This is a genomic window from Tateyamaria sp. (assembly GCF_039940735.1).
GTDB lineage: Bacteria > Pseudomonadota > Alphaproteobacteria > Rhodobacterales > Rhodobacteraceae > Tateyamaria.
In genome coordinates this window covers 20,741-41,587 of record NZ_JBDVGB010000065.1, presented here as the reverse complement: position 1 = coordinate 41,587, position 20,847 = coordinate 20,741, and the positions used below count along the sequence as shown (strand labels likewise).

Here is a 20,847-nt window from a genome sequence, read left to right as displayed (position 1 = left end):
TTGAGTATTTTAAAGAACAATGAAGAGGCATTTCGGTTCTGTGTCTGGGGGCGTAGAGTCGGGGTATGGAATCGGCTGAATATCATAGTGCCCTGGCGGCATTGGCGTGGCAGATCGAGCTGGGTGCGGACGAGAGTGTCTCGGATTCGCCTGTCGATCGCTATGATGTGCCTGCGGCGGTTGTTAAGCCTGCGGCAGCGCCTGCTGCGTCCGCCGGGATGCCCGCACCTGTGCAAGAGGTGGATTTGGTTGCTGTTGCGCGCGCAACGGCGGAAACGGCGCAGGATATTGACGGGTTACGGGCTGCTTTGATGGGCTTTGATCATTGTGATCTGAAGTTGGGCGCTCGCAACCTGGTGTTTTCGGATGGTGCGCCCGGTGCGCGCGTCATGATCATCACAGAAACGCCGACGCGGGATGAAGACCGCGAGGGGCGTCCTTTTGTTGGCCGTGCGGCGCAGTTGTTGGACAAGATGCTTGGCGCGATTGATCTCAGCCGCGAGTCGTCTGTTTATATCGCCAGTGTTCTACCTTGGCGTACACCGCAGGATCGCGATCCCAAGCCGGAAGAAATCGCGATGCTGTTGCCGTTTTTGCAGCGTCACATCGCGTTGGCGCAGCCTGATGTGCTGGTGTTGATGGGCAATCAAACCTGTCAGGCATTGCTGGGCAAGCGCGGCATCACCCGGTTGCGTGGCGAATGGGTCGAGGTGCTGGGCAAGCCCGCCTTGCCGATGTTCCATCCTGAACAGTTGATGCGCACCCCTGTTGCCAAGCGTGATGCATGGGCGGATTTATTGTCGATAAAGGCGAGACTGGGCAATGGTTGATCCGGTGATGCTTTTGGCGTTTGTGCCTGCCGGTTTGGCGCTGAACCTGACGCCGGGGGCAGATATGATGTTTTGCCTTGGGCAGGGCTTGCGTTCGGGGCCGCGCGCGTCCGTTGCGGCCAGCGGCGGTGTCGCGCTGGGCGCGTTTATTCATGCGGCACTTGCAGGATTGGGCCTTGGAGCATTGGTGGCTACGGTGCCAGTCGCGTTTGAGATGATCCGTTGGATCGGCGTGGCGTATTTGCTGTGGCTTGCAGTGCAAACGGTGCGGCACAGCGGATCAGCGGGTGATGTACCTGCCAAAAGCCCGCGCCGTGCCTTTCGCGCCGGGCTGTTTGTAAACCTGACCAATCCCAAGGTGATCCTGTTTGTGTTGGCCTTTGTGCCGCAATTTGTCGTGCCTGAGGCGGGGCCGGTGCTGGGGCAGTTTCTGATCTTTGGCGCAGTGCTAAGCGTCGGGGGTTTTATCATCAACGGGGCGGTCGGTGTCTTTGCCAGCGGCGCTGGGCGACGGTTGGCGCAAGGCAGCCGGGCGCTTGATTGGATCACAGCCAGCGTTTTTGCCGCCCTTGCCATTCGCCTTGCTATATTGGAGCGCACATGAGCCGTATCGACGAAACTCTAGATTTTATTGCTGTTCGCATTGCAGTTTTGACGGTCAGTGACACGCGTTCATCGGATCAAGACCGATCGGGCGATGTGTTGGTGGACCGCATTGAAAAGGCAGGCCATGTGCTGGCCGACCGCAAAATCCTGCGCGACGAGCGGGCCGAGATCGCCGAACAGTTGCGAAGATGGTGCGGTGATCCGGGCATCGATGTTGTGATTTCCACCGGCGGCACAGGCCTGACGGGGCGTGATGTCACGGTCGAGGCGCACCGGGATGTCTATGAAAAAGAGATCGACGCCTTTGGCACCGTGTTCACAATCGTGTCGATGCAAAAGATTGGCACAAGTGCCGTGCAAAGCCGTGCAACGGGGGGGGTGCGCAATGGCACCTATCTGTTTGCACTGCCGGGCAGTCCGGGGGCATGCAAGGACGCTTGGGATGAAATTTTGGGCCGTCAGCTCGATTTTCGTCACCGTCCGTGCAACTTTGTGGAAATATTACCGCGTTTAGATGAACATCAGCGACGGAAATAGGGCGCGGCTACGTAACAGCTTTGTGCCTTGGTAACGGCGCAGGACGTCCTATTTAAAATGGACAGCAACGCAGATCGGTCAAAAGCGTGAAATATGCGATTCATTAGGCAAAGCATAATTGGTTTGGTTCTCGCGGCTCTTAGCCTTGGGTTGTTGGCCTATGCAGGGCAGCTTGTGGGTGGGGCCGTGCAGGAACGGCTTGCCCAAGAAACCAAGGCGCGGCCTGCGCGCGAGCGCGTTTTTGCCGTCAGTGTGATCCGCGCCGAACCGGGCAGCGAAACTCCGATGCTTGAAAGTTTTGGCGAGATCGAAAGCCGTCGCCGTCTTGAATTGCGATCAGCCGCGTCGGGGCGAATTGTTGAGCTGGCAGAAGGTTTTGAAGACGGCGGCGTGGTCAAAGCGGGGCAGGTTTTGATCCGTATGGACACTGCGGACGCCAAATCGGCGTTGGATCGGGCGGGTACGGACTTGTTGGATGCCGAAGCCGAAGTGCGTGATGCAAAACGCGGCCTTGCCCTATCGCAAGACGAAGAAATTGCCAGCCAAGATCAATCTGATTTGCAACAACGCGCTTACGAACGCCAAGTTGGTTTGGCAGATCGCGGCGTTGGTACGGCCGCGGCGGTCGAAGTGGCCGAATTGGCCGCGGCCTCTGCCCGCCAGTCGGTGCTTGCTCGTCGTCAATCTGTCACGGTTGCCGAAGCGCGTATTGATCAGGCGCAAACCCGGTTGGCGCGTGCCAATATTGCCTTAGCCGAAGCGCAGCGGGTGTTGGATGACACAACGCTGGTGGCACCCTTTGACGGGACATTGGGCGAAACAGATGTCGTGGCCGGACGGTTGGCATCGGCCAATGAAAAGCTGGCTGTGCTGATCGATGCTGAGGCGCTAGAGGTCGCATTTCGCGTCTCAACCGCGCAATTTGCGCGGCTTTTGGATGAAAATGGCCGTGTGATGCCTGCCTCTGTGACGGCGATTTTGGATGTATCGGGCGTAGACTTACAAGCAACCGGGGTCATCAGCCGCACCAGCGCCGGATCGGGCGAGGCGCAGACCGGGCGTTTGATTTTTGCCCGGTTGGATACTGCGCGCGGATTCAAACCGGGCGATTTTGTCACTGTTACGGTGCAAGAACCGCCTTTGGACAATGTTGTGCGCCTTCCGGCTTCGGCTGTTGATGGCAACAACACGGTGCTGGTGCTGGGTGCGGACGACCGGCTTGAGGCGCTAGATGTGCGTGTGTTGCACCGCGAAGGCGACGATGTGTTGGTGCGCAGCCCCGACATCGCCGGGCGCGATGTGGTTGAGGCGCGTTCGCCTTTGCTTGGGCCCGGTATTTCTGTGCGCGCCTTGCGTCCGGTTGAACCGGGCGCCGCGCCACCAGCGCCAGAAATGGTTGAACTGACAACAGAACGTCGCGCGCGTCTGATCGCCTTTGTTGAGGGCAATAAACGTATGCCCGCTGAGGCCAAAGCCCGTGTGCTGTCTCAGCTTGGTGAACCGACGGTGCCCGCCCAAATGGTCGAACGCATCGAAAGTCGGATGGGGGGCTAGGCCATGGTGCGCGAAATCCCAAAAGCCGCGGGCGGGTTGCTCAATTATTTTGTGCGGCACCGCACGATCGCAAACCTGCTGTTGTTGTTGATGGTCGTCGCAGGCATCGCCGCAATTCCCAATATGCGGGCGCAGTTTTTTCCGGATGTGATTGTGGACAATGTCACGGTGTCCGTCCGTTGGGACGGAGCAGGGGCCGAAGATGTCGATGCAGGCATCATCCAATTGCTGGAACCGGGTTTACTGGCGGTCGAGGGGGTCGAATCCTCTTTTGCTACATCGCGCGAAGGGTCTGGAACCGTCACGCTGGATTTTGAACCGGGTTGGGACATGGGCCGTGCAGCGGATGATGTGCAGACGGCAGTCGATGCGGTCACCACCTTGCCCGAAGACGCCGACGATCCCAACGTAAGGCGCGGCGCGTGGCGCGATCGCGTGACGGATGTTGTCATTGCGGGCCCTGTTGATACGCAACAATTGGGGCTGTTCGCTGATGAATTGGTCACCCGCCTGTTTGCTGTCGGTGTCACACGCACCACCATTCGCGGCATTGCGGCCCCGCAGACGTTGATCGAAGTGCCGTCGCTGCAATTGATCGCCAATGACGTGACCATGGCGCAAATCGCGGCGGCCATCGCAGCCGAGGTCGACACCGATCCGGCAGGCGACGTGACCGGCGCCAATGCGCGTGTGCGTACAGGTACGCAAAAACGCTCTCCCGAAGAAATTGGCGGCATTGTGCTGCGCTCTAATGATGATGGATCCAAGCTGCGCATTCGTGATGTGGCGCGGATTGAACAACTTGGGGCCAGTCGCGAACGCAGCTATTTTGTTGGTGATTATCCGGCGGTCTCTGTCCGGGTCGATCGGTCCAACCGGGGCGATGCGATTGAAATGCAGGGCCAAGTGCAAGAGGTCTCGGACGCTTTAAAGGCCACGTTGCCACCCGCCGTCACGGTCGAATTGATCCGCACGCGGGCCGAGGCGATTTCCGCCCGCCTGAACATCCTTTTGGACAATGCGTTGGTGGGTCTTGGGCTGGTTGTGGCGCTGTTGTTTTTATTCTTGAATGCACGCACGGCGCTCTGGGTCGCGGCGGGTATCCCCGTGGCCTTAATGGCTGCGATTGCGTTTATGTACGTGGGTGGGCTGACCATCAATATGGTGTCCTTGTTTGGGTTGATCATCACCTTGGGCATTGTGGTGGACGATGCGATTGTTGTGGGCGAACACGCCGATCACCGCTTTCGCGCCTATGGCGAAGACCCCAAAACCGCTGCCGCCAACGCCGCGCGCCGCATGGCGATGCCGGTGTTCGCCGCGACGTTGACGACTGTGATTGCGTTCTTTGGACTTGTGGCGATTGGCGGGCGTTTTGGTGATCTGATTATCGACATCCCTTTCACGGTCATTGTGGTGCTGATCGCGTCGTTGATCGAATGTTTCCTGATCTTGCCGCATCACATGGCCCATGCGTTGGCGGCCTCGGATCATACAAAATTCAGCCGTGCGCGGCTTGCTGTGGCTGTGGCAAGTGTGCTGGCGCTGGGCGCAGTTGTGTCAGGTGGGCTGAGTTACCTCGCGTGGCCCGATACGCTGACCGATTGGCGTGCAGCTTTGCCCTATCTGGTTGTGGGGCCTGGGATCACGGCGGTTCTGTTCCTTTTGTCGCCGCGCGCGCGCAAGGCCGAATGGGTGGCCATCATGGGGTTACGCGGCCTTGATACGCCATCGTCGATTGTGAATGGCGGCTTTGAGTGGATGCGCGAACAGTTGTTCCGCCCCTTCATGGCGGGCATTATCTTGTGCCGTTATGTGGTGTTGGCGGGCGTTTGCGCGGTTTTGGCAAGCCAGATGGTTTTGTTCATCCAAGGTGACGTGCAATGGCGGTTCTTTAACGCGCCTGAACGTGGGTCTGTCACCGGCAACTTCGCCATGATCGAAGGCGCCACGCGCGAAGACACGTTGGCGATGATGCGCGAAATGCAACGCGCCACCGAGGCGTTGGGCGCAGAGCTTGAGGCTCAGCACGGGCGCAACCCGATCGATTATGTCATCGCCGAAATTGGCGGCAATGCGGGCCGGGGGCTTGCTGGGACGGATTCGAAAGATTCCGATTTGTTGGGCGGCATTTCCATCGAATTGATCGATGCCGACCTGCGCCCGTATTCGTCGTTTGCCTTTGTTGCGCAGCTGCAAGACGCGGTGGTACATCACCCCTTGGCCGAAACTGTTAGCTTTCGTGGCGGGCGGTCCGGCCCCGGCGGTGACGCGCTGGATGTCGAATTTTTTGGCGCAGACACCGACACGCTTAAAGCCGCATCCGAAGACCTGAAACGCGCGCTTTTGCAATACCCAGAGGTTAGCGCAGTCGAGGACAATCTTGCCTTTGACAAAGAAGAGTTGATCCTTGATCTAACGCCGCAGGGCCAAGCTTTGGGCTTTACCATCGACACGTTGGGGCGGGGCCTGCGCGACCGGCTTAATGGGATCGAGGCTGCGACCTATCCGGACGGGCCGCGCAGTGCGGAAATCCGGGTGGAACTGCCAAGCGGCGAATTGACGGCTGATTTTCTGGATCGCACACAAATGCGGACGCCGGATGGCTTGTACGTGCCCTTGGCGGATATTGTCAGCGTGGATCGTCGCACTGGATTTTCGACAGTTCGGCGTGAAAACGGGATTAGGCTGATTTCCGTCACTGGTGACATTTCCGAAGACGACCCGGCCCGCGCGGCCGAGATCAACCAAGCCTTGGCCGACGACATCCTGCCAACCATCGCTGCCGAACGGCAGGTGGATTTTCTGCAATCAGGACTAAGCGAGCAGGAAAACGATTTCCTAAGTGATGCGTTGACGGGTTTGATCCTTGTGCTCACGGGCATTTATCTCGTGCTGGCTTGGGTGTTTTCCAGTTGGACGCGGCCCATGGTTGTGATGGCGATTATCCCGTTTGGACTTGTTGGCACGATCTATGGGCACCACCTATGGGGCGTTCCGCTCAGCATGTTTACGGTGGTTGGACTGTTGGGCATGACAGGGATTATCATCAATGATTCCATTGTTTTGGTGACCACCATTGATGAATATGCGCGCGAACGCGGGCTGGTGCCATCCATCATCGCTGGCGCAGCAGACCGCTTGCGCCCGGTGATGTTGACCACGCTCACCACTGTGTTGGGCATGGCGCCGCTGCTGTATGAAACATCTCAGCAGGCGCAGTTCTTGAAGCCAACGATCATCACGCTGGTTTACGGCCTTGGGTTTGGGATGCTGCTGGTGTTGTTGGTGGTGCCTGCGCTGGTAGCAGTGCAACATGATTTCGCACGTCAAATCAAAGCGATGCGGCGCGGGCTGGCGTCGCCTGCTGCATCTGTGCGCTGGGGTTTTATGGTGATGTGGGTGTTGGTATTGGGCTGGTTTTCCGCGACGCTTGGCCACACGATGTGGTTTGGAAACCTGCCACAGGAACTGATTGCAGTCGTACCACAGGTATCTGAAATGGCGGCAATGCCTGCAGCACTTGGCTTGTTCAGCGCCGGAGTGCTGGCGTTCGGGGCGGCGGCCTATGTGTTAAGCGTTCTAACGTTCCAAATTGCGCGCCGCTTCGTCTAGGCGCGCAACATAGCACCGGGTTTAACCCGCAGTGCAGCCTTGAACGTCAACGGCATAATCGCCACCCAATATGGTGATCCGTACGTCTGAACGGTTGATCGCGAATGCCTCGCCGCTGAAGTGGACCATGTCGCTTGTCGCGGTCAGTGTGTCCCCTTGGCGCGAGGTGCGTGCTTCGCTGATCCACAGACCTTGCGTGCCGGTTTCGATCACCGCAACTTCGGTGCCGCCGGTATGGGGCAAGGTTACGCGCGCCTCAATTTGCATGCCTTGGTCGGTGGGGCGCAGGGTGCAGGTGGCGGCGCGCACGTCCGCTTCGCGCGCGCTAAAAGGCACGTCAGCCATGGCGGCAACAATGGCGGGTGTTGGGCTGGTATCGGGCGCATCCAGCACTGTGTCCAGCTCGATCTGGTAAGGCACGCAGATGTCGGAACAAATACCCAACGACATGGTCGCACGCAGGCGCACGTCTTTGCCGGATTGGGCTGGCGTGACGCGCATGGGGATCACGACCTGACCAGAATAGCCAATCGACCGCAGACCGTTGTCCACATAGATCGAAGGTGTGGGCCATGTGATGTCGACGTCGCCCAGATTGCGCGCAAGGCTCCAATCGAAATGGGGTGGAATGCCCGCATCGCCCGGCGCACGCCAATATGTTTTCCACCCGGGTTCCAACGTCAGGCGTAAGGCCGCAGCCCGGCTGCCATCCGGCAATTCCCACCCTTGTAGCACTTCGAATTCGACTGGATCGTCGAAATGGTCCTGCGCGATGGCAGGCAGTGCCGTTGAGGTTAAAAGAGCAGCGGTCGCGGCGGCGAGAGAGCGATAAAAATATGTCATGTCTTTTAGATGCCAATGCCTGTGTAAGATTCCAAGTCACGTTCCAGTCAGATTGCTTAAACTAAATAGATTATGGGCCAAAGTTGCAAATTGCCCCCATTTTGAACACAACCTGCGCGCCAGATTGCTTGCGACACTGCCCGGCCTTGTTCCTGTTGCTTTGCGCGGGCATGCTGACACAAGACAAATACTTTTGCGCCGCAAGGAGGCATACATGCCCGAGCCAACTGCGATGGACTTAACTGGCGCGCTTTTGGTGGCGATGCCCGGCATGATGGACATGCGATTTGAACGCTCCGTCATCTATATCTGCGCGCATTCTGGCGACGGCGCGATGGGGCTGATTGTTAACAAACCGGCAACGGATGTGACGCTTGGTGCGTTGATGGAGCAGCTTGACATCAAAGCAGGCGAAGGCACCCGTCACATGCAAGTCCATATCGGTGGTCCGGTCGAATCATCGCGCGGTTTTGTGCTGCACGGTCCTGATTATACTTCGAAATTGAAAACATTGCAGGTGGGTGGTGACTTTGGCATGACGGCGACATTGGATGTGCTAGAGGACATCGCTATCGGCGAAGGGCCGCGCAATCCGTTGATTATGCTTGGGTATGCGGGTTGGGGTGCAGGTCAGCTCGAATCTGAGATTGCTCAGAACGGTTGGCTGACGGTTGCCGCTTCGCCCGATCTGGTCTTTGCCAGTGACAATGACGGCAAATGGGCGGCGGCGGTTGGATCGCTTGGGATTGACCCTTTGGGCCTGTCGGGCACGGCAGGCCGCGCCTAGCGTGGTGCGGCCGCGCGGTTCAGCCTGTCGTTGATGGCGCGTCCTAATCCAGTGTTGGGAATGGGGGCGACAGCAATGGGCATGTCGCGTGCATCAAGATTGTGCAGATGACCAAACAAGTTCGCGGCGGCTTCAATCAAATCGCCACGCGCGGACAGGTTCAAATCACAAGGCATGGCCCCAAAACCAAGCAAAACTTCATCCGCACTGGCATGCATGGCGTTCAGGCGGATGCGTGCACGCGGCGCGTAATGCGAGGCCAGTTGACCGGGTGCGCGAATGTCCGGGCCTGCGGCGGCGAGCGGCCCGCTAAGCGCCTCGATATCGCTTTGCGCGAGGCCGCCGTGGCGCAGCAAGGCCAAGGGCGCGCCGCCAACGATGGTGGATTCCAGTCCAACCGGGCAGGGGCCACCGTCAAGAACGGCGTCGATGCGATCAGATAATCCAGCCAGAACATGGTCGGCTGTGGTTGGGCTAATCCGTCCTGACGGGTTGGCGGATGGGGCCGCGATGGGCCCATTGAACGCCGCCAAAAGCTGGCGCGCAAGCGGGTGTGCCGGAACCCGAATCCCAACAGTGTCCAAACCAGCGGTGACAAGGGGTGAAAGCCCGTGGCCCGTCGCCAAAGGCACCACCAATGTCAGCGGGCCGGGCCAGAAGGCGGCAGCAAGCTGTGCGGCCTGTGCGTCAAACACACCGTAACGTTGCGCGGTGTCAAAGTCCTGCACATGCACGATTAAAGGGTTGAATTGCGGTCGCCCTTTGGCGTCATAAATCCGCGCCACCGCTTGCCCGTCGCGCGCATCGGCCCCCAGCCCGTAAACGGTCTCGGTGGCAAATGCGACAAGCCGCCGATCGTTCAAAAACCGAACGGCCGCAGCGATGCCTTCATTGTCGTTTGTCAGGTGCTTTGCCGTGGTTTTTCTCATATCGTTCCGGTGCGGAAGGTTGTGACGCCGCGTTCGAGTTGCGATTGGACGCGCGTGGCCCCATCTTCATTTCAAAGACGCCCATTTACGCGCAGGTTTTGCGCTTGCCAAGTTATTGATGCAAAGGAGCCTCCTGTCATGCCATATCGCGCGCCTGTTGACGACTATACCTTTCTGTTCGACCACGTGGTTGACCTTGCGCAGGTCACCGCGACGGACCGGTTCGAGGAAGCAACGCCCGACATGACGTCGGCCATTCTGACCGAAGCCGGTAAGTTGTGCGAAGATATCATGGCCCCCCTGCAACGCCCCGGTGATTTGCACCCGGCGCATTTGGAAAACGGTGTCGTGCGCACGTCGCCGGGTTACGCCGAAGGCTACAAAGCGATTTCCGAAGGTGGTTGGGTCGGCATGGCAGCCGATCCCGAATATGGCGGCATGGGCTTGCCGGTAACTGTCACAAGTGCCGTGAACGAAATGATGAGTGCCGCCTGCCTGTCGCTGCAACTTGCTCCGTTGATGTCGCAAGGTCAGATCGAAGCGCTTGAGCACCACGCCAGCGATGCCATCAAGGAATTGTACCTACCCAAACTGATTTCGGGCGAATGGACGGGCACTATGAACCTGACTGAACCGCAAGCGGGTTCGGATGTGGGCGCGCTGACCTCCAAAGCCGAAGACAATGGCGACGGGACGTACAATATCTCGGGCCAAAAGATCTATATTTCGTGGGGCGATAATGATTTCACCGACAACGTGTGCCATCTGGTGCTTGCGCGTTTGCCCGGTGCACCTGCGGGCACCAAAGGTATCAGCCTGTTTCTTGTGCCGCGCAATATCCCGGACGAGAACGGCAATGCAGGTGTCGCCAACACATTGAAAGTGGTCAGTCTTGAGCACAAGATGGGCCTGCACGGTTCGCCCACCTGCGTGATGCAATATGACAGCGCCAAGGGCTGGATGGTCGGCGCCGAAGGTGGCGGCATGGCTGCCATGTTTACCATGATGAACAACGCACGTTTGGGCGTTGGCGGTCAGGGTGTAGGCGCGGCCGAAGGGGCCTATCAACACGCGCTTGGTTATGCGCTTGAACGTAAACAAGGCAAGACGGCGGGGCCATCAGGCACCATCGTCGACCATGCCGATGTGCGCCGCATGTTGATGGCCATGAAGGCCGACATCTTTGCAGCCCGTGCCATCGGTCTAAGCTGTGCGGTTGCGATTGATATGACCACTGCCACAGGTGACGCCGAGTGGACATCACGTGCGGCATTGCTGACCCCGATTGCCAAGGCCTTTGGTACAGATGTCGGCATTGATGTCGCCAATCAGGGCGTGCAAGTGCACGGCGGCATGGGCTTTGTCGAAGAAACGGGCGCTGCGCAATTCAGCCGCGATGTGCGCGTCACAGCGATCTATGAAGGCACCAACGGCATTCAAGCGATGGATCTTGTGGCACGCAAGATGATGGATGGGGGCGAGGCCGCCAACCGCTTGCTGGATGAAATCCAAAGCACAACTGAAACCGCGCGCGCAAGCCATCCCAAGATGGCCGAAGCGGTATGGCAGGCTTCGGAAAGTCTGCGCGAAGCGACGGATTGGCTGGTGGAACAGGACGATTTGCAACAGCGTTTTGCGGGTGCGGTGCCTTACTTGCGTGCCTTTGCCCGGGTTCTGGGCGGTTATGTACACCTGCGGGCAGCGATGGCCGATGTGGGCGGCGCGCGCGAAAAACTGGCACGGTTTTACATTCAACGATTGCTGCCGGAACATGTGGGCCTGTTGAAACAGGCGCAGGTTGGGGCGGATGATCTTTATGCGCTTAGTGTTGATGAATTGGCGGCTTGATTCGTGGCGGACGGGGCCCCGGTTGGCCTAAGGTATCCATGGGAAACACCGCCCGAGCAAGGACGCGCGATTGAGGTCGCACCAGGCGTGCTTTGGATGCGTTTGCCGCTTCCGATGAAGCTGGATCACGTCAACATCTATGCTTTGGATGATGGCGATGGTTGGACGGTGATCGACACCGGCTTTGCCTCTAACAAGACGCGCGGGATTTGGCGCGAATTGATGGGTGGCCCATTGGCGGGCAAACCTGTGACGCGGGTGGTTGTGACGCACCACCACCCTGATCACGTGGGCCTTGCCGGTTGGTTCCAAACGGAATTCGGGGCCGAGTTGATCACAACCCGCACGGCGTGGCTGTTTGCGCGCATGCTGACTTTGGATGTGCAAAACACCCCTGTAACCGAAACGCTGGAATTCTGGCGCAGTGCCGGCATGGACGCCGAGGTGTTTGAACAACGCGCCGCTGAACGCCCGTTTAATTTTGGCGATGTTGTCGCCCCGATGCCGCTTGGGTTTACTCGTATTCAGCAGGGACAAAGTATCAAGATGGGCGGGCGCACATGGGACATTCACATGGGCAATGGCCACGCGCCCGAACACGCCACGTTCTGGAGCCGTGATGACAATCTGGTGATTTCGGGCGATCAGATCCTGTCCTCGATCAGCCCGAATATCGGCGTTTACGCAACCGAACCGATGGCTGACCCGATTGGGGAATGGCTGGAAGCCTGTGAGCGGCTGAAGCTGTTGGCGCGCGACGATCAGCTTGTTTTGGGCGGTCACAAACTGCCATTTACGGGCCTTCCGACGCGAATGCGGCAGTTGATTGACAACCATCACGGGGCTTTGGCACGCCTAAGTGCCTACCTTGACACGCCAAAATCCGCGGCCGAATGTTTTGCGCCGTTGTTCAAACGCAAGATCGGGGCGGGGGAATATGGTCTGGCACTGGTTGAAGCCGTCGCGCATTTATCGCACCTTTACCAAGACGGGGCAGCAACCCGGCACCGGCGCGACGATGGGGCGTGGGTGTATCAGCGCAAAGGGTAAGACATGAACAAAGACATTCAAACTGCCGCCGAAGCGAGCGAAGCCGACGCGTTGCCACGCTGTCACGAGGTGCACAACGATCCTAAAACGCCCAATATGTCGGGAAAATCTGTGCCCAAAAAGGTGTCCGACAAGCCGGTTGAAAGCAAAAGCCCCGCGCAGTGGGCCTATGAACGGATCGCGATTTACCTCAAGAACTTTGAGGAAAACCTTGATAACGAACATGAGGTCGCAATGGGCTTTACCGGTGGTGACGCAGGTGTGTTGCGCATTGAGGGTATGGGATATTTTGACCCAGATATCGTGACGTTTTATGGCAGTGATCCAACCGGCGCCAAGACACAGTTGATCCAACACGTGACACAGATGAACGTGATGTTGCGCGCTTTGCCCAAAGCGGTCGAGCAAGCCGAACCGAACCGGATTGGGTTTCGTCTTGCGCAGGATCTTGAAAACGATTGAACCAAGGTGGGTGGCGTGCGCCAAAGACGCAGTGACAGCCTGAACAGGATGCGCTAAAGCGCAATCAAACCACTATGAAAAGGACCTAAGATGTCAGAGCACAAGCACGGCGAAATGGACGCCACCGAGAATCAAAAGACGTTTGACGGGTTCATGAGCTACATGACCTGGTCTGCGGTTGTGATCCTTGTGATCATCGTCGGCATGGCCATTTTTATCACTTGATGATCTGAAGCAGGGAGTTTCTTGTATGCGTATCTTTGCTGCATTTGCACTGATTGCGGGCCTTGGGGCCTGCGCTGAACCCCCTGCAATCCCCTATGCCAGCGATGAACGGGTCCAAGCCGTGGCTTTCCGCGCGCCGGGGCCGAACACGTTGACGGTAATGACCATGGTCAGCAACCGCAACGGCAAGGGCGCGCATACAGCGTTGATGATCAATGGATCTCAGCGTGTCATTTTTGACCCTGCGGGGTCTTTTGTGAACGAACGCGTACCCGAACAAGAAGACGTGCTTTATGGCGTAACGCCTGCCGTGCTTGCCGGGTATCGCAGCGCGCACGCGCGCAGCACCTTTCACGTGGTCAGCCAAACGTTCGAAGTAACGCCTGAACAGGCAGCGGTGGCATTGCGTCTTGCCACAACAAACGGGGCCGTGCCGCGTGCGTTCTGTACCAGTGCTACGACAGGGCTGCTGTCGCAAGTGCCCGGTTTTCAGGATGTGTCCTCGACCCTTTTCCCGACCCGCCTGATGGAGCAGCTTGCCGCCCGTCCCGGCGTGATTGAGGAAAAGTATTTTGAGGACGACGAGGGGACAATTGTTGATGGCGTGGAAGGAATTGTGCTGCCGGATTGACACTGTGCGGACGCTCTTTGCGTGCGCAAAGACGCCCCGCCCACCGTCCCTTTTGGGTCGCGCTAACCCAGACCGTACACCAAACCCAACAAAGTAAACGCGCCGGCTGCGATGGCCGCAAACACATTGCGCGTCCAAATCCCAACGCCCAAAGTGACCACAGCCGCTGCGACGCGGGCGGAGTCTATGCTGCCGTTTTCACCGGAATACACCACCAAAGGTGCGACGAGCGCGGGTAAGATGGCCACCGCCGTATAGCGTAGGTGCCGGACAAGCCATGCAGGCAGTGGGCGGTCTCCGACAAATCCGAGAAAAGCAAAGCGCAGCAGAAAACTGCCAATCCCAAGTGCAAAGATCACAACCCAGAGAATGGTTTTGTCGATCATGCTTTTGGGTCCTGTGGTGCGGCTAAGGGCTGGGTTTTTAACCAAACCTCGGCCTGTGCCCCTGCCATCATCCCGGCCGCCCCTGCCACGATCAGCCCTAGCGAATAGGGGATCGAAACGGCCAGTAAGCTGACCACAATGGCCACAGCCGCTGCGATCAGATGGGGCAATGTGCGCATCATCGGGGCCACCATGGAAAGGAATGCGATGGGTAGCGCAAAATCTAGGGGTAGGTTTTTGGGCAATGTCGTGCCGATTGCCGCACCCACATAGCTGCACGCGAACCACATGATCAACACCAACAGGCATGTGCCGAAATAGTAGGCCATTCTTTGTGGTAAGCACATCTGTGGCTCAGCTTCGAATTTAGCGTGGCTGAGGGCATAGCTTTGATCAACCAACAGATAGGCCGCAAAGATGCGTTGCCAAAGGGGGGCGCGGCCCAAGTATGGGGTGAGTGCGGCAGAATACATAGCCACTCGCAGGTTGACGGCGAGGGCTGACAGGATCACGATTAGGGTCGGGGCCTCGTCCTGCATCAATTGCAGTGCAGTGAATTGTGCAGCGCCTGCGATCACGACGATTGAAAAACTCATGACTTCGAATACGCTGAGCCCAGCATCATGCGCCAGCACACCAAACAGCAATGCAAACGGCCCGGCCACAGCAATAAAAGGCGCACCGTCGCGCACGCCCGCCCAAAAGGCGGATTTGGTGGTGGTGAAGGGCATGAGGGAGCCTTAGACTAATTTTGATAACGCTAGCCGTCCGAACAGGGGGATGCAATTGGAAGAACGTGATAACGCGAACGGTTATCTGATCGCACCGGACCCTGATGCCGTGCGGTTGACGCGCCGTGTGACGGGCTTTGACCAAACGGGTGCGGCGACCGACATATCGGTGATCGAAGAACGCCCTTTGACGATCTTTTTGAATGGGCAGGAAATCGTGACTGCCATGACCATCGGTGATTACCCCGATTATCTGGCCCTTGGATTTCTGCGCAATCAGGGGATGCTCAGCAAAGAAGATGTGGTCACAGGCGTCGATTATGACGAAGACCTTGAAGCCGTCGTTGTGCGCACCGAAACGGTGACCAATCACGAAGAAAAGCTTCGTAAAAAGACCCGCACAAGTGGATGCGCTGTTGGGACTGTTTTCGGCGACATGATGGAAGGGCTAGAGGGCGTGCAATTGCCCGCCACACCGCTGCGCACGTCGTGGCTTTATGCGTTGGCGGCCAAGATAAACACGACGCCATCGTTGTATCTTGAGGCCGGCGCGATCCACGGCACGGTGCTGTGCCATCAAGATCGCCCCCTCGTTTATATGGAAGATGTGGGGCGCCACAACGCAGTGGACAAGATCGCAGGCTGGATGATGGCGACCGGCACAGAGGCGGAAGATAAAATCTTGTACACCACCGGCCGATTGACGTCCGAAATGGTGATAAAGACTGCGATGATGGGGATACCGGCGTTGGCCTCGCGGTCAGGTTTTACGGCTTGGGGCGTTGAAATCGCGCAGCAGGTGGGGCTGACGTTAATTGGGCGGATGCGAGGGCAGCGCTTTGTTTGCCTCAGCGGCGAGGATCGTTTGGTGCGCGATGCCGATCCGGATAGTGTTCGGGATGAACCACGCAAATCCGCACGTAAAGGGGCCAAAACATGACCGTTCCACGCGGGTCCGTTTTCTTGAAACAAGAAAACGCCCAGGAAAATTTGAATTTTCCTGCCTGTGCGGCGAGGGCATCCGCATGAGACCTCCGTTAGGCGTTATTCTTGCTGGCGGACAAGCCACGCGGATGGGCGGTGGCGACAAAGGCCTGCTGAACGTCGGCGGTGATACGCTGCTTGGTCACGTGATTTCCCGGCTTGATCCACAGGTGCAGGAACTCGCCATCAATGCCAACGGCGACCCCGCGCGGTTTTCCCATCTTGGTTTGCCGGTTTTGTCCGACAGCATTGACGGTTTTTTGGGCCCGCTTGCGGGTGTGTTGGCCGGTCTTGATTGGGCCGCGACCCATGGTGCGGAAACCATCGTGACGGCGGCTGCGGACACGCCTTTCTTTCCGTGTGACCTTGTCCCAATGCTGCAACTCGCATCCGAAGGCATGGTCCATCCGCTTGTTCTGGCTGCAACACCTGATCCAAAGCGTGGGCAGGCCCGGCATCCGACCTTTGGCTTGTGGCCTGTGGCCTTGCGCGACGATCTGCGCACGGCCCTAAAAGACGGCGTGCGCAAGGTGGTACAATGGAGCGACCGCCACGATGGGCGCCTTGCTACCTTCCCGGACGAGGCGGCTTTTTTTAACGTCAACACGCCGGATGATCTGGCACGGGCTGAGGCAATGTTATGAGGGTTTACGGTGTCGTCGGCTGGAAAAACGCGGGCAAGACAGGGTTGATGGAACGCCTCGTCACCGAGATCACCGGCCGCGGGCTGTCCGTTTCAACCGTGAAACATGCGCATCACAGCTTTGACGTAGACCACCCGGGCAAAGACAGCTTTCGTCATCGGGCCGCTGGTGCCCGCGAGGTGTTGTTGGCATCGCGCAACCGATTTGCATTGATGCATGAGATGCGGGGCGATGAGGAACCAGCATTAGAAGCGTTGCTGAGCAAACTCGCCCCCGTCGATTTGGTCTTGGTTGAGGGCTACAAACGCGATGCCCATCCAAAGATCGAAGCCCACCGCGCGGAGACAGGCAACCCTTTGATCGCACCCGACGACCCGACCATTCGCGCGATCGCCAGCGATGTTAGCCTAAGCGTAGATCGTCTGGTCTTTGATCTTGATGACACGCGCGCCATCGCGAACTTTATCCTAGCTGAGGTTGGGTTGTGAGCGGCTTTGACCGTATTATCGTAGTCGATTGGTCCGCTTCCAAAGTGCCTTCGCCCAAGAAGCCGTCGCCGGATGCGATCTGGATGGCCGTGCATTACGCGGGCACAACGGTGTGCACATACCACCGCACACGGCATGACCTGATCATAGAACTGTGCGCGCATATTGACGATGCGTTGTCCAAAGACGAACGGGTCTTGGCCGGGTTCGATTTTCCTTTTGGTTATCCTTCGGGGTTCGCGCGTGCGGTAAATGGGTCGGATGATCCGTTGGCGTTGTGGGCGGATCTGGCTGCGCGTATTCAGGATGGCGCGGATAACGCGAACAACCGCTTTGATGTGGCACGTGATCTAAACGGGATGTTTCCCGGTGTTGGCCCGTTTTGGGGGTGCCCGGCTGCGTTGGCAGATGCAGCTTTGCCGGCCAAAGGCAGCGTGCGCCATGGCCACGGCATGCCTGAACGGCGCAAGATCGAGGCAATGATCCCGTCTGCCCAACCGTGTTGGAAGCTTTACACGACTGGTTCAGTTGGCTCGCAGGCCCTTCTGGGTATCGCGCGTTTGCAAACCCTTCGAGAACGCTATGGCGCGGCACTGTCCGTCAGCCCATTTCAAGCACCGGACACACCGATTGTGTTGGCAGAGGTTTATCCCTCGCTGTTGGCTGACGACGTCGCGGCCTTGCAGGGGGCGGACGAGATCAAAGACCGTGCGCAGGTCCGTGTGTTGGCCGATGCTCTTGCGGGTTTGCCGAGCGACTTACTCGATACATTGTTGTGTGAGGGTGATACGCAAGAGGGTTGGATTTTGGGTGTGGGCCACGAAGCTGCCCTGCGTGCGGGATTGAACAATCAACCACCTCCCTTAAAGAACGACTGCTTTGCTTTGCCGTCGGGGATTGAATGGACGCCGGTTGATGCCGCACTCCGAGATCTAAAGACGCGCCTTGGCCCTGTGGTCGGGACGCAAAACATCGCAGTGGCGGATGCATTGGACCGCATTGTGGCGCAAGATATTGCTGCTGTGCGCGCGCACCCGCCGTTGCCGAATACTGCGGTGGACGGCTATGGTTTCGCGGGGGGGCGCGGCGATGGATTACATCGTTTGGCGCTGGTGCCTGAACAAATGACAGCGGGCACGCGCCCGGATGTGCAGGTGCCCGCCGGGCAAGCGATCCGTATTTTGACGGGTGCGGCCCTGCCTGATGGCGTCAACACAGTTGTATTGCAGGAAGATGTGACACGGAATGGCGACGGCATCGCGTTCTATGGCCCCCTTAAAGATGGTGCGAACACGCGCAAAGCAGGCGAAGATGTAAAAGTCGGCGATGTCGTCGCGCAAGAGGGGCGGCGTTTGACGCCTGCTGATCTGGCACTTCTGAGCGCGGTTGGCGTGAGCAAGGTCAAGGTTCGTGCGAGTTTGCGCGTTGGGGTTCTGTCAACGGGGGATGAACTGGTTGGGGCAGGCGCTTCGGCGGGCCCCGGTCAGATTTATGATGCAAACAGACCGATGTTGTTGGGCCTGATCGCACGTATGGGCCATGTGGCGGTTGATCTGGGGCAGGTCCGCGACGATCGAGCCGCGTTGTCGGCGCGGCTAGACGATGCGGCTGCGGATGTCGACGTGATCCTGACCAGCGGAGGGGCATCCGCGGGAGACGAAGATCACGTGTCGGCCTTGTTAAACGAGGCAGGATCAATGGCCCTGTGGCGGATTGCGATAAAACCGGGACGCCCATTGGCGTTAGGGATGTGGCGGGGGAAGCCAGTGTTTGGCTTGCCCGGCAATCCGGTGGCGGCGATGGTCTGTACGCTTGTTTTTGCGGCACCCGCCTTTGTTCAGATGGCAGGGGGCACGTGGCGCACGCCGATGGGGTTTGATGTGCCTGCGGCTTTTGAAAAGCGCAAAAAACCGGGGCGGCGCGAGTATTTACGGGCGCGCATACGGGACGGGCGGGTTGAGGTATTTGCCTCAGAAGGTTCTGGACGGATTAGTGGACTGTCGTGGGCCGAAGGGTTGGTTGAACTGCCCGATGGGGCGCTGCATGTGAAACCGGGTGATCCAGTGCGCTTTATCCCATGGAGCGGTTTTGGGGTTTGATACGAAAAGATGTCGCGCGCGGCCAAATCCTCAGGGAGGATTTGTGTGCAGACTTTCTGTGAAAGTCTGGCTGGCGCGCGTTTTAATCGAAGGTTCCGGCGACGCGTCCAAGCAGCATAAACGCGCGGGCCGTGCGGGTATCGCTGAGAGCGGATAATTCTGCATCGGATGCGTTTTCGGCAAAGGCCGATATTGCTTTGTCAAAGCGGCGCAGGAAATGGTGTGCAGTGTCACGAAAGATCGGGTCTTGTTTCATCCGGCCTGCGGTCAATGCCAGTGAAGAGCGATCGCGCACGCCGCCAAGGGCCGCAACAGACCTCCCGCGCGCGCCATTTGCGAATTGCCGCCAGATTTCTGGGCGTGCCATGTCAGGGCGTAGGTCGTCCATATAGATGCCGTCTTGGCTGAGCAGTGTCAGGATGTCTTGGGCTGCTTGCACCAACTGCGCCGTATTGCGGTCGCGCATGGCTTTGCGCAGGGCTGCAAAGCCTTCTTCGTCCTCGGCTGTTTCGGGGAAGTTGAGTGCGCGGATGAAATCTTCGATTGCCAAGGGCAGGGCCATGTCTTCGGAACTGGTCCCAAGAGCGAGCGTGGGTTGGTCGCCCAAGTCCTCATGTGCAGTAGTTGCGGCGGTCCGCGCCGTCGGTTCGCCGTCGCGGCGGGTTTGGAATGTTGCTAGTGCGGTTTCGGTGTTGCGTGTTGCGGCAGCGATTTCATCGAGTTTGCGCGCCACTGATGGTTCTTTTGAGATGTCCCGGCCCTGTTGCTGCGCAATATAGGCTTGGCGAATGGCGTCGATGGCCGCCTGCAAGCGTTGGCTTTCTTCGCGCATCACGCGGCTGGACCGTGCGGCCGTTGCCGCAACCCAAATCATGGCGATCGGCATGAACACCGACAGCATGGTGATCAAAAAGCGCAGACCTTCAGCGCCCGTTGTGTTGGACCCTGTGTCGGACAGCAAAAAGAACGCCGCTGCCCCCAAAAGCCAAATAGCAGACAGGATCAGTGCGACCACTTCGATGACCGTTACGCCGCCGTGGCGGGGTTTGTCATAAATCCCGAGAGGTGTCGGGCGTGACTGTGGGGTGGGTTTTTCGGCCATGGCCTCAGCTATAGCTGATTTTGAGGACTTCATAGGACTTTTCACCGCCCGGTGTGCGTACTTCGACGCTATCGCCCTCTTCTTTGCCGATCAGCGCTCGTGCGATGGGCGATTTGATGTTCAACATACCTTTTTCGATGTTCGCTTCGTACTCGCCCACGATTTGATAGGTCTTTTCCTCGTCAGTGTCTTCGTCCACCAATGTGACCCGTGCACCGAATTTAATGGCGCCGGACAGTTTGGCCGGATCAATGACTTCGGCCAGCGAAATCACACCTTCGAGTTCTTTGACCCGTCCTTCGATGAATGACTGCTTTTCCTTGGCAGAGTGGTATTCCGCGTTCTCGCTTAGGTCGCCATGTTCGCGCGCCTCTGCGATCGCCTTGATAATGGCGGGACGTTCGGTGGTTTTGAGGTGCTTTAGCTCTGTTTCCAAAGCTTGCGCCCCTGCGCGGGTCATCGGGATCTTTTCCATGGCACTTGTCCAGATAAGGTG

Annotated in this window: 21 protein-coding genes; 15 read left to right on the top strand and 6 right to left on the bottom strand. The window is 58.3% G+C overall.

Annotated elements, in window-relative coordinates:
• Positions 1-65: 65 nt before the first annotated feature.
• From ABJF76_RS14295 to ABJF76_RS14275, 5 genes are all read left to right on the top strand, one after another.
• The gene (locus ABJF76_RS14295; protein ID WP_348409084.1) at positions 66-830 is read left to right on the top strand and encodes a uracil-DNA glycosylase; all 765 of its coding nucleotides are present in this window, start codon (positions 66-68) and stop codon (positions 828-830) included.
• Positions 823-1,434: a LysE family translocator gene (locus ABJF76_RS14290; RefSeq protein WP_348409083.1), complete on the top strand. Its 612-nt coding sequence runs from the start codon at positions 823-825 to the stop codon at positions 1,432-1,434. Before ABJF76_RS14295 ends, ABJF76_RS14290 begins: the two co-directional genes overlap by 8 nt.
• Positions 1,431-1,973, top strand: a complete 543-nt coding sequence (moaB, locus tag ABJF76_RS14285) for a molybdenum cofactor biosynthesis protein B (RefSeq protein WP_348409082.1) — start codon at positions 1,431-1,433, stop codon at positions 1,971-1,973. The genes ABJF76_RS14290 and moaB overlap by 4 nt, the downstream gene beginning before the upstream one ends.
• A 93-nt stretch (positions 1,974-2,066) precedes the next feature.
• Entirely contained in the window at positions 2,067-3,527 is a 1,461-nt protein-coding gene (locus ABJF76_RS14280) for an efflux RND transporter periplasmic adaptor subunit (RefSeq protein WP_348409081.1), read from the top strand.
• A 3-nt stretch (positions 3,528-3,530) separates the two neighbouring features.
• On the top strand, positions 3,531-7,142 hold the full coding sequence (locus tag ABJF76_RS14275) for an efflux RND transporter permease subunit (RefSeq protein ID WP_348409080.1): 3,612 nt from the start codon (positions 3,531-3,533) through the stop codon (positions 7,140-7,142).
• 21 nt (positions 7,143-7,163) lie between these two features.
• Here ABJF76_RS14275 and ABJF76_RS14270 read toward each other — a convergent pair whose 3' ends face one another.
• A complete protein-coding gene (locus ABJF76_RS14270; protein ID WP_413821878.1) occupies positions 7,164-7,985 on the bottom strand; it encodes a protein-disulfide reductase DsbD domain-containing protein in 822 nt (273 codons plus the stop codon).
• Between the two features lie 232 nt (positions 7,986-8,217).
• Here ABJF76_RS14270 and ABJF76_RS14265 point away from each other — a divergent pair, with 232 nt between their 5' ends.
• The gene (locus ABJF76_RS14265; protein WP_348409094.1) at positions 8,218-8,772 is read left to right on the top strand and encodes a YqgE/AlgH family protein; all 555 of its coding nucleotides are present in this window, start codon (positions 8,218-8,220) and stop codon (positions 8,770-8,772) included.
• On the opposite strand, the gene ABJF76_RS14260 is transcribed toward ABJF76_RS14265, so the two are convergent.
• Positions 8,769-9,701 (bottom strand): L-threonylcarbamoyladenylate synthase, encoded by a 933-nt coding sequence (locus tag ABJF76_RS14260; protein ID WP_348409078.1) that lies wholly within the window; start codon positions 9,699-9,701, stop codon positions 8,769-8,771. The two genes, ABJF76_RS14265 and ABJF76_RS14260, sit on opposite strands and share 4 nt — an antisense overlap.
• A gap of 138 nt (positions 9,702-9,839) precedes the next feature.
• Here ABJF76_RS14260 and ABJF76_RS14255 point away from each other — a divergent pair, with 138 nt between their 5' ends.
• The 5 genes from ABJF76_RS14255 to ABJF76_RS14235 all read left to right on the top strand — a co-directional run bounded on the left by ABJF76_RS14255 (position 9,840) and on the right by ABJF76_RS14235 (position 13,917).
• Positions 9,840-11,549, top strand: a complete 1,710-nt coding sequence (locus ABJF76_RS14255) for an acyl-CoA dehydrogenase (RefSeq protein WP_348409077.1) — start codon at positions 9,840-9,842, stop codon at positions 11,547-11,549.
• A gap of 3 nt (positions 11,550-11,552) precedes the next feature.
• A complete protein-coding gene (locus ABJF76_RS14250; protein ID WP_348409076.1) occupies positions 11,553-12,599 on the top strand; it encodes an MBL fold metallo-hydrolase in 1,047 nt (348 codons plus the stop codon).
• Positions 12,600-12,602: 3 nt separating this feature from the next.
• On the top strand, positions 12,603-13,061 hold the full coding sequence (locus ABJF76_RS14245; RefSeq protein ID WP_348409075.1) for a DUF6173 family protein: 459 nt from the start codon (positions 12,603-12,605) through the stop codon (positions 13,059-13,061).
• A gap of 90 nt (positions 13,062-13,151) precedes the next feature.
• Complete coding sequence (locus tag ABJF76_RS14240) at positions 13,152-13,286, top strand: aa3-type cytochrome c oxidase subunit IV (protein WP_348409074.1); 135 nt, start codon at positions 13,152-13,154, stop codon at positions 13,284-13,286.
• A 25-nt stretch (positions 13,287-13,311) separates the two neighbouring features.
• Positions 13,312-13,917 (top strand): hypothetical protein, encoded by a 606-nt coding sequence (locus ABJF76_RS14235; protein ID WP_348409073.1) that lies wholly within the window; start codon positions 13,312-13,314, stop codon positions 13,915-13,917.
• A 62-nt stretch (positions 13,918-13,979) separates the two neighbouring features.
• On the opposite strand, the gene ABJF76_RS14230 is transcribed toward ABJF76_RS14235, so the two are convergent.
• Positions 13,980-14,303 carry an AzlD domain-containing protein gene (locus tag ABJF76_RS14230; protein WP_348409072.1) on the bottom strand — a complete coding sequence of 108 codons (324 nt, stop codon included), beginning with the start codon at positions 14,301-14,303 and terminating at the stop codon, positions 13,980-13,982.
• Entirely contained in the window at positions 14,300-15,034 is a 735-nt protein-coding gene (locus tag ABJF76_RS14225) for an AzlC family ABC transporter permease (RefSeq protein WP_348409071.1), read from the bottom strand. Before ABJF76_RS14225 ends, ABJF76_RS14230 begins: the two co-directional genes overlap by 4 nt.
• Before the next feature lie 49 nt (positions 15,035-15,083).
• On the opposite strand from ABJF76_RS14225, the gene ABJF76_RS14220 reads away from it, so the two are divergent.
• The 4 genes from ABJF76_RS14220 to glp all read left to right on the top strand — a co-directional run bounded on the left by ABJF76_RS14220 (position 15,084) and on the right by glp (position 19,249).
• Positions 15,084-15,974: a formate dehydrogenase accessory sulfurtransferase FdhD gene (locus ABJF76_RS14220; RefSeq protein ID WP_348409070.1), complete on the top strand. Its 891-nt coding sequence runs from the start codon at positions 15,084-15,086 to the stop codon at positions 15,972-15,974.
• 85 nt (positions 15,975-16,059) lie between these two features.
• Complete coding sequence (gene mobA / locus ABJF76_RS14215) at positions 16,060-16,662, top strand: molybdenum cofactor guanylyltransferase MobA (RefSeq protein ID WP_348409069.1); 603 nt, start codon at positions 16,060-16,062, stop codon at positions 16,660-16,662.
• Entirely contained in the window at positions 16,659-17,150 is a 492-nt protein-coding gene (gene mobB, locus ABJF76_RS14210; protein ID WP_348409068.1) for a molybdopterin-guanine dinucleotide biosynthesis protein B, read from the top strand. The genes mobA and mobB overlap by 4 nt, the downstream gene beginning before the upstream one ends.
• Entirely contained in the window at positions 17,147-19,249 is a 2,103-nt protein-coding gene (glp, locus tag ABJF76_RS14205) for a gephyrin-like molybdotransferase Glp (protein WP_348409067.1), read from the top strand. The genes mobB and glp overlap by 4 nt, the downstream gene beginning before the upstream one ends.
• Positions 19,250-19,331: 82 nt before the next feature.
• Here the strand turns inward: glp and ABJF76_RS14200 are convergent, their stop codons facing one another.
• Together ABJF76_RS14200 and greA are read right to left on the bottom strand one after the other, a co-directional pair.
• Complete coding sequence (locus ABJF76_RS14200; protein WP_348409066.1) at positions 19,332-20,351, bottom strand: hypothetical protein; 1,020 nt, start codon at positions 20,349-20,351, stop codon at positions 19,332-19,334.
• A gap of 4 nt (positions 20,352-20,355) precedes the next feature.
• Positions 20,356-20,826: a transcription elongation factor GreA gene (greA, locus tag ABJF76_RS14195; RefSeq protein ID WP_348409093.1), complete on the bottom strand. Its 471-nt coding sequence runs from the start codon at positions 20,824-20,826 to the stop codon at positions 20,356-20,358.
• Positions 20,827-20,847: the final 21 nt, after the last annotated feature.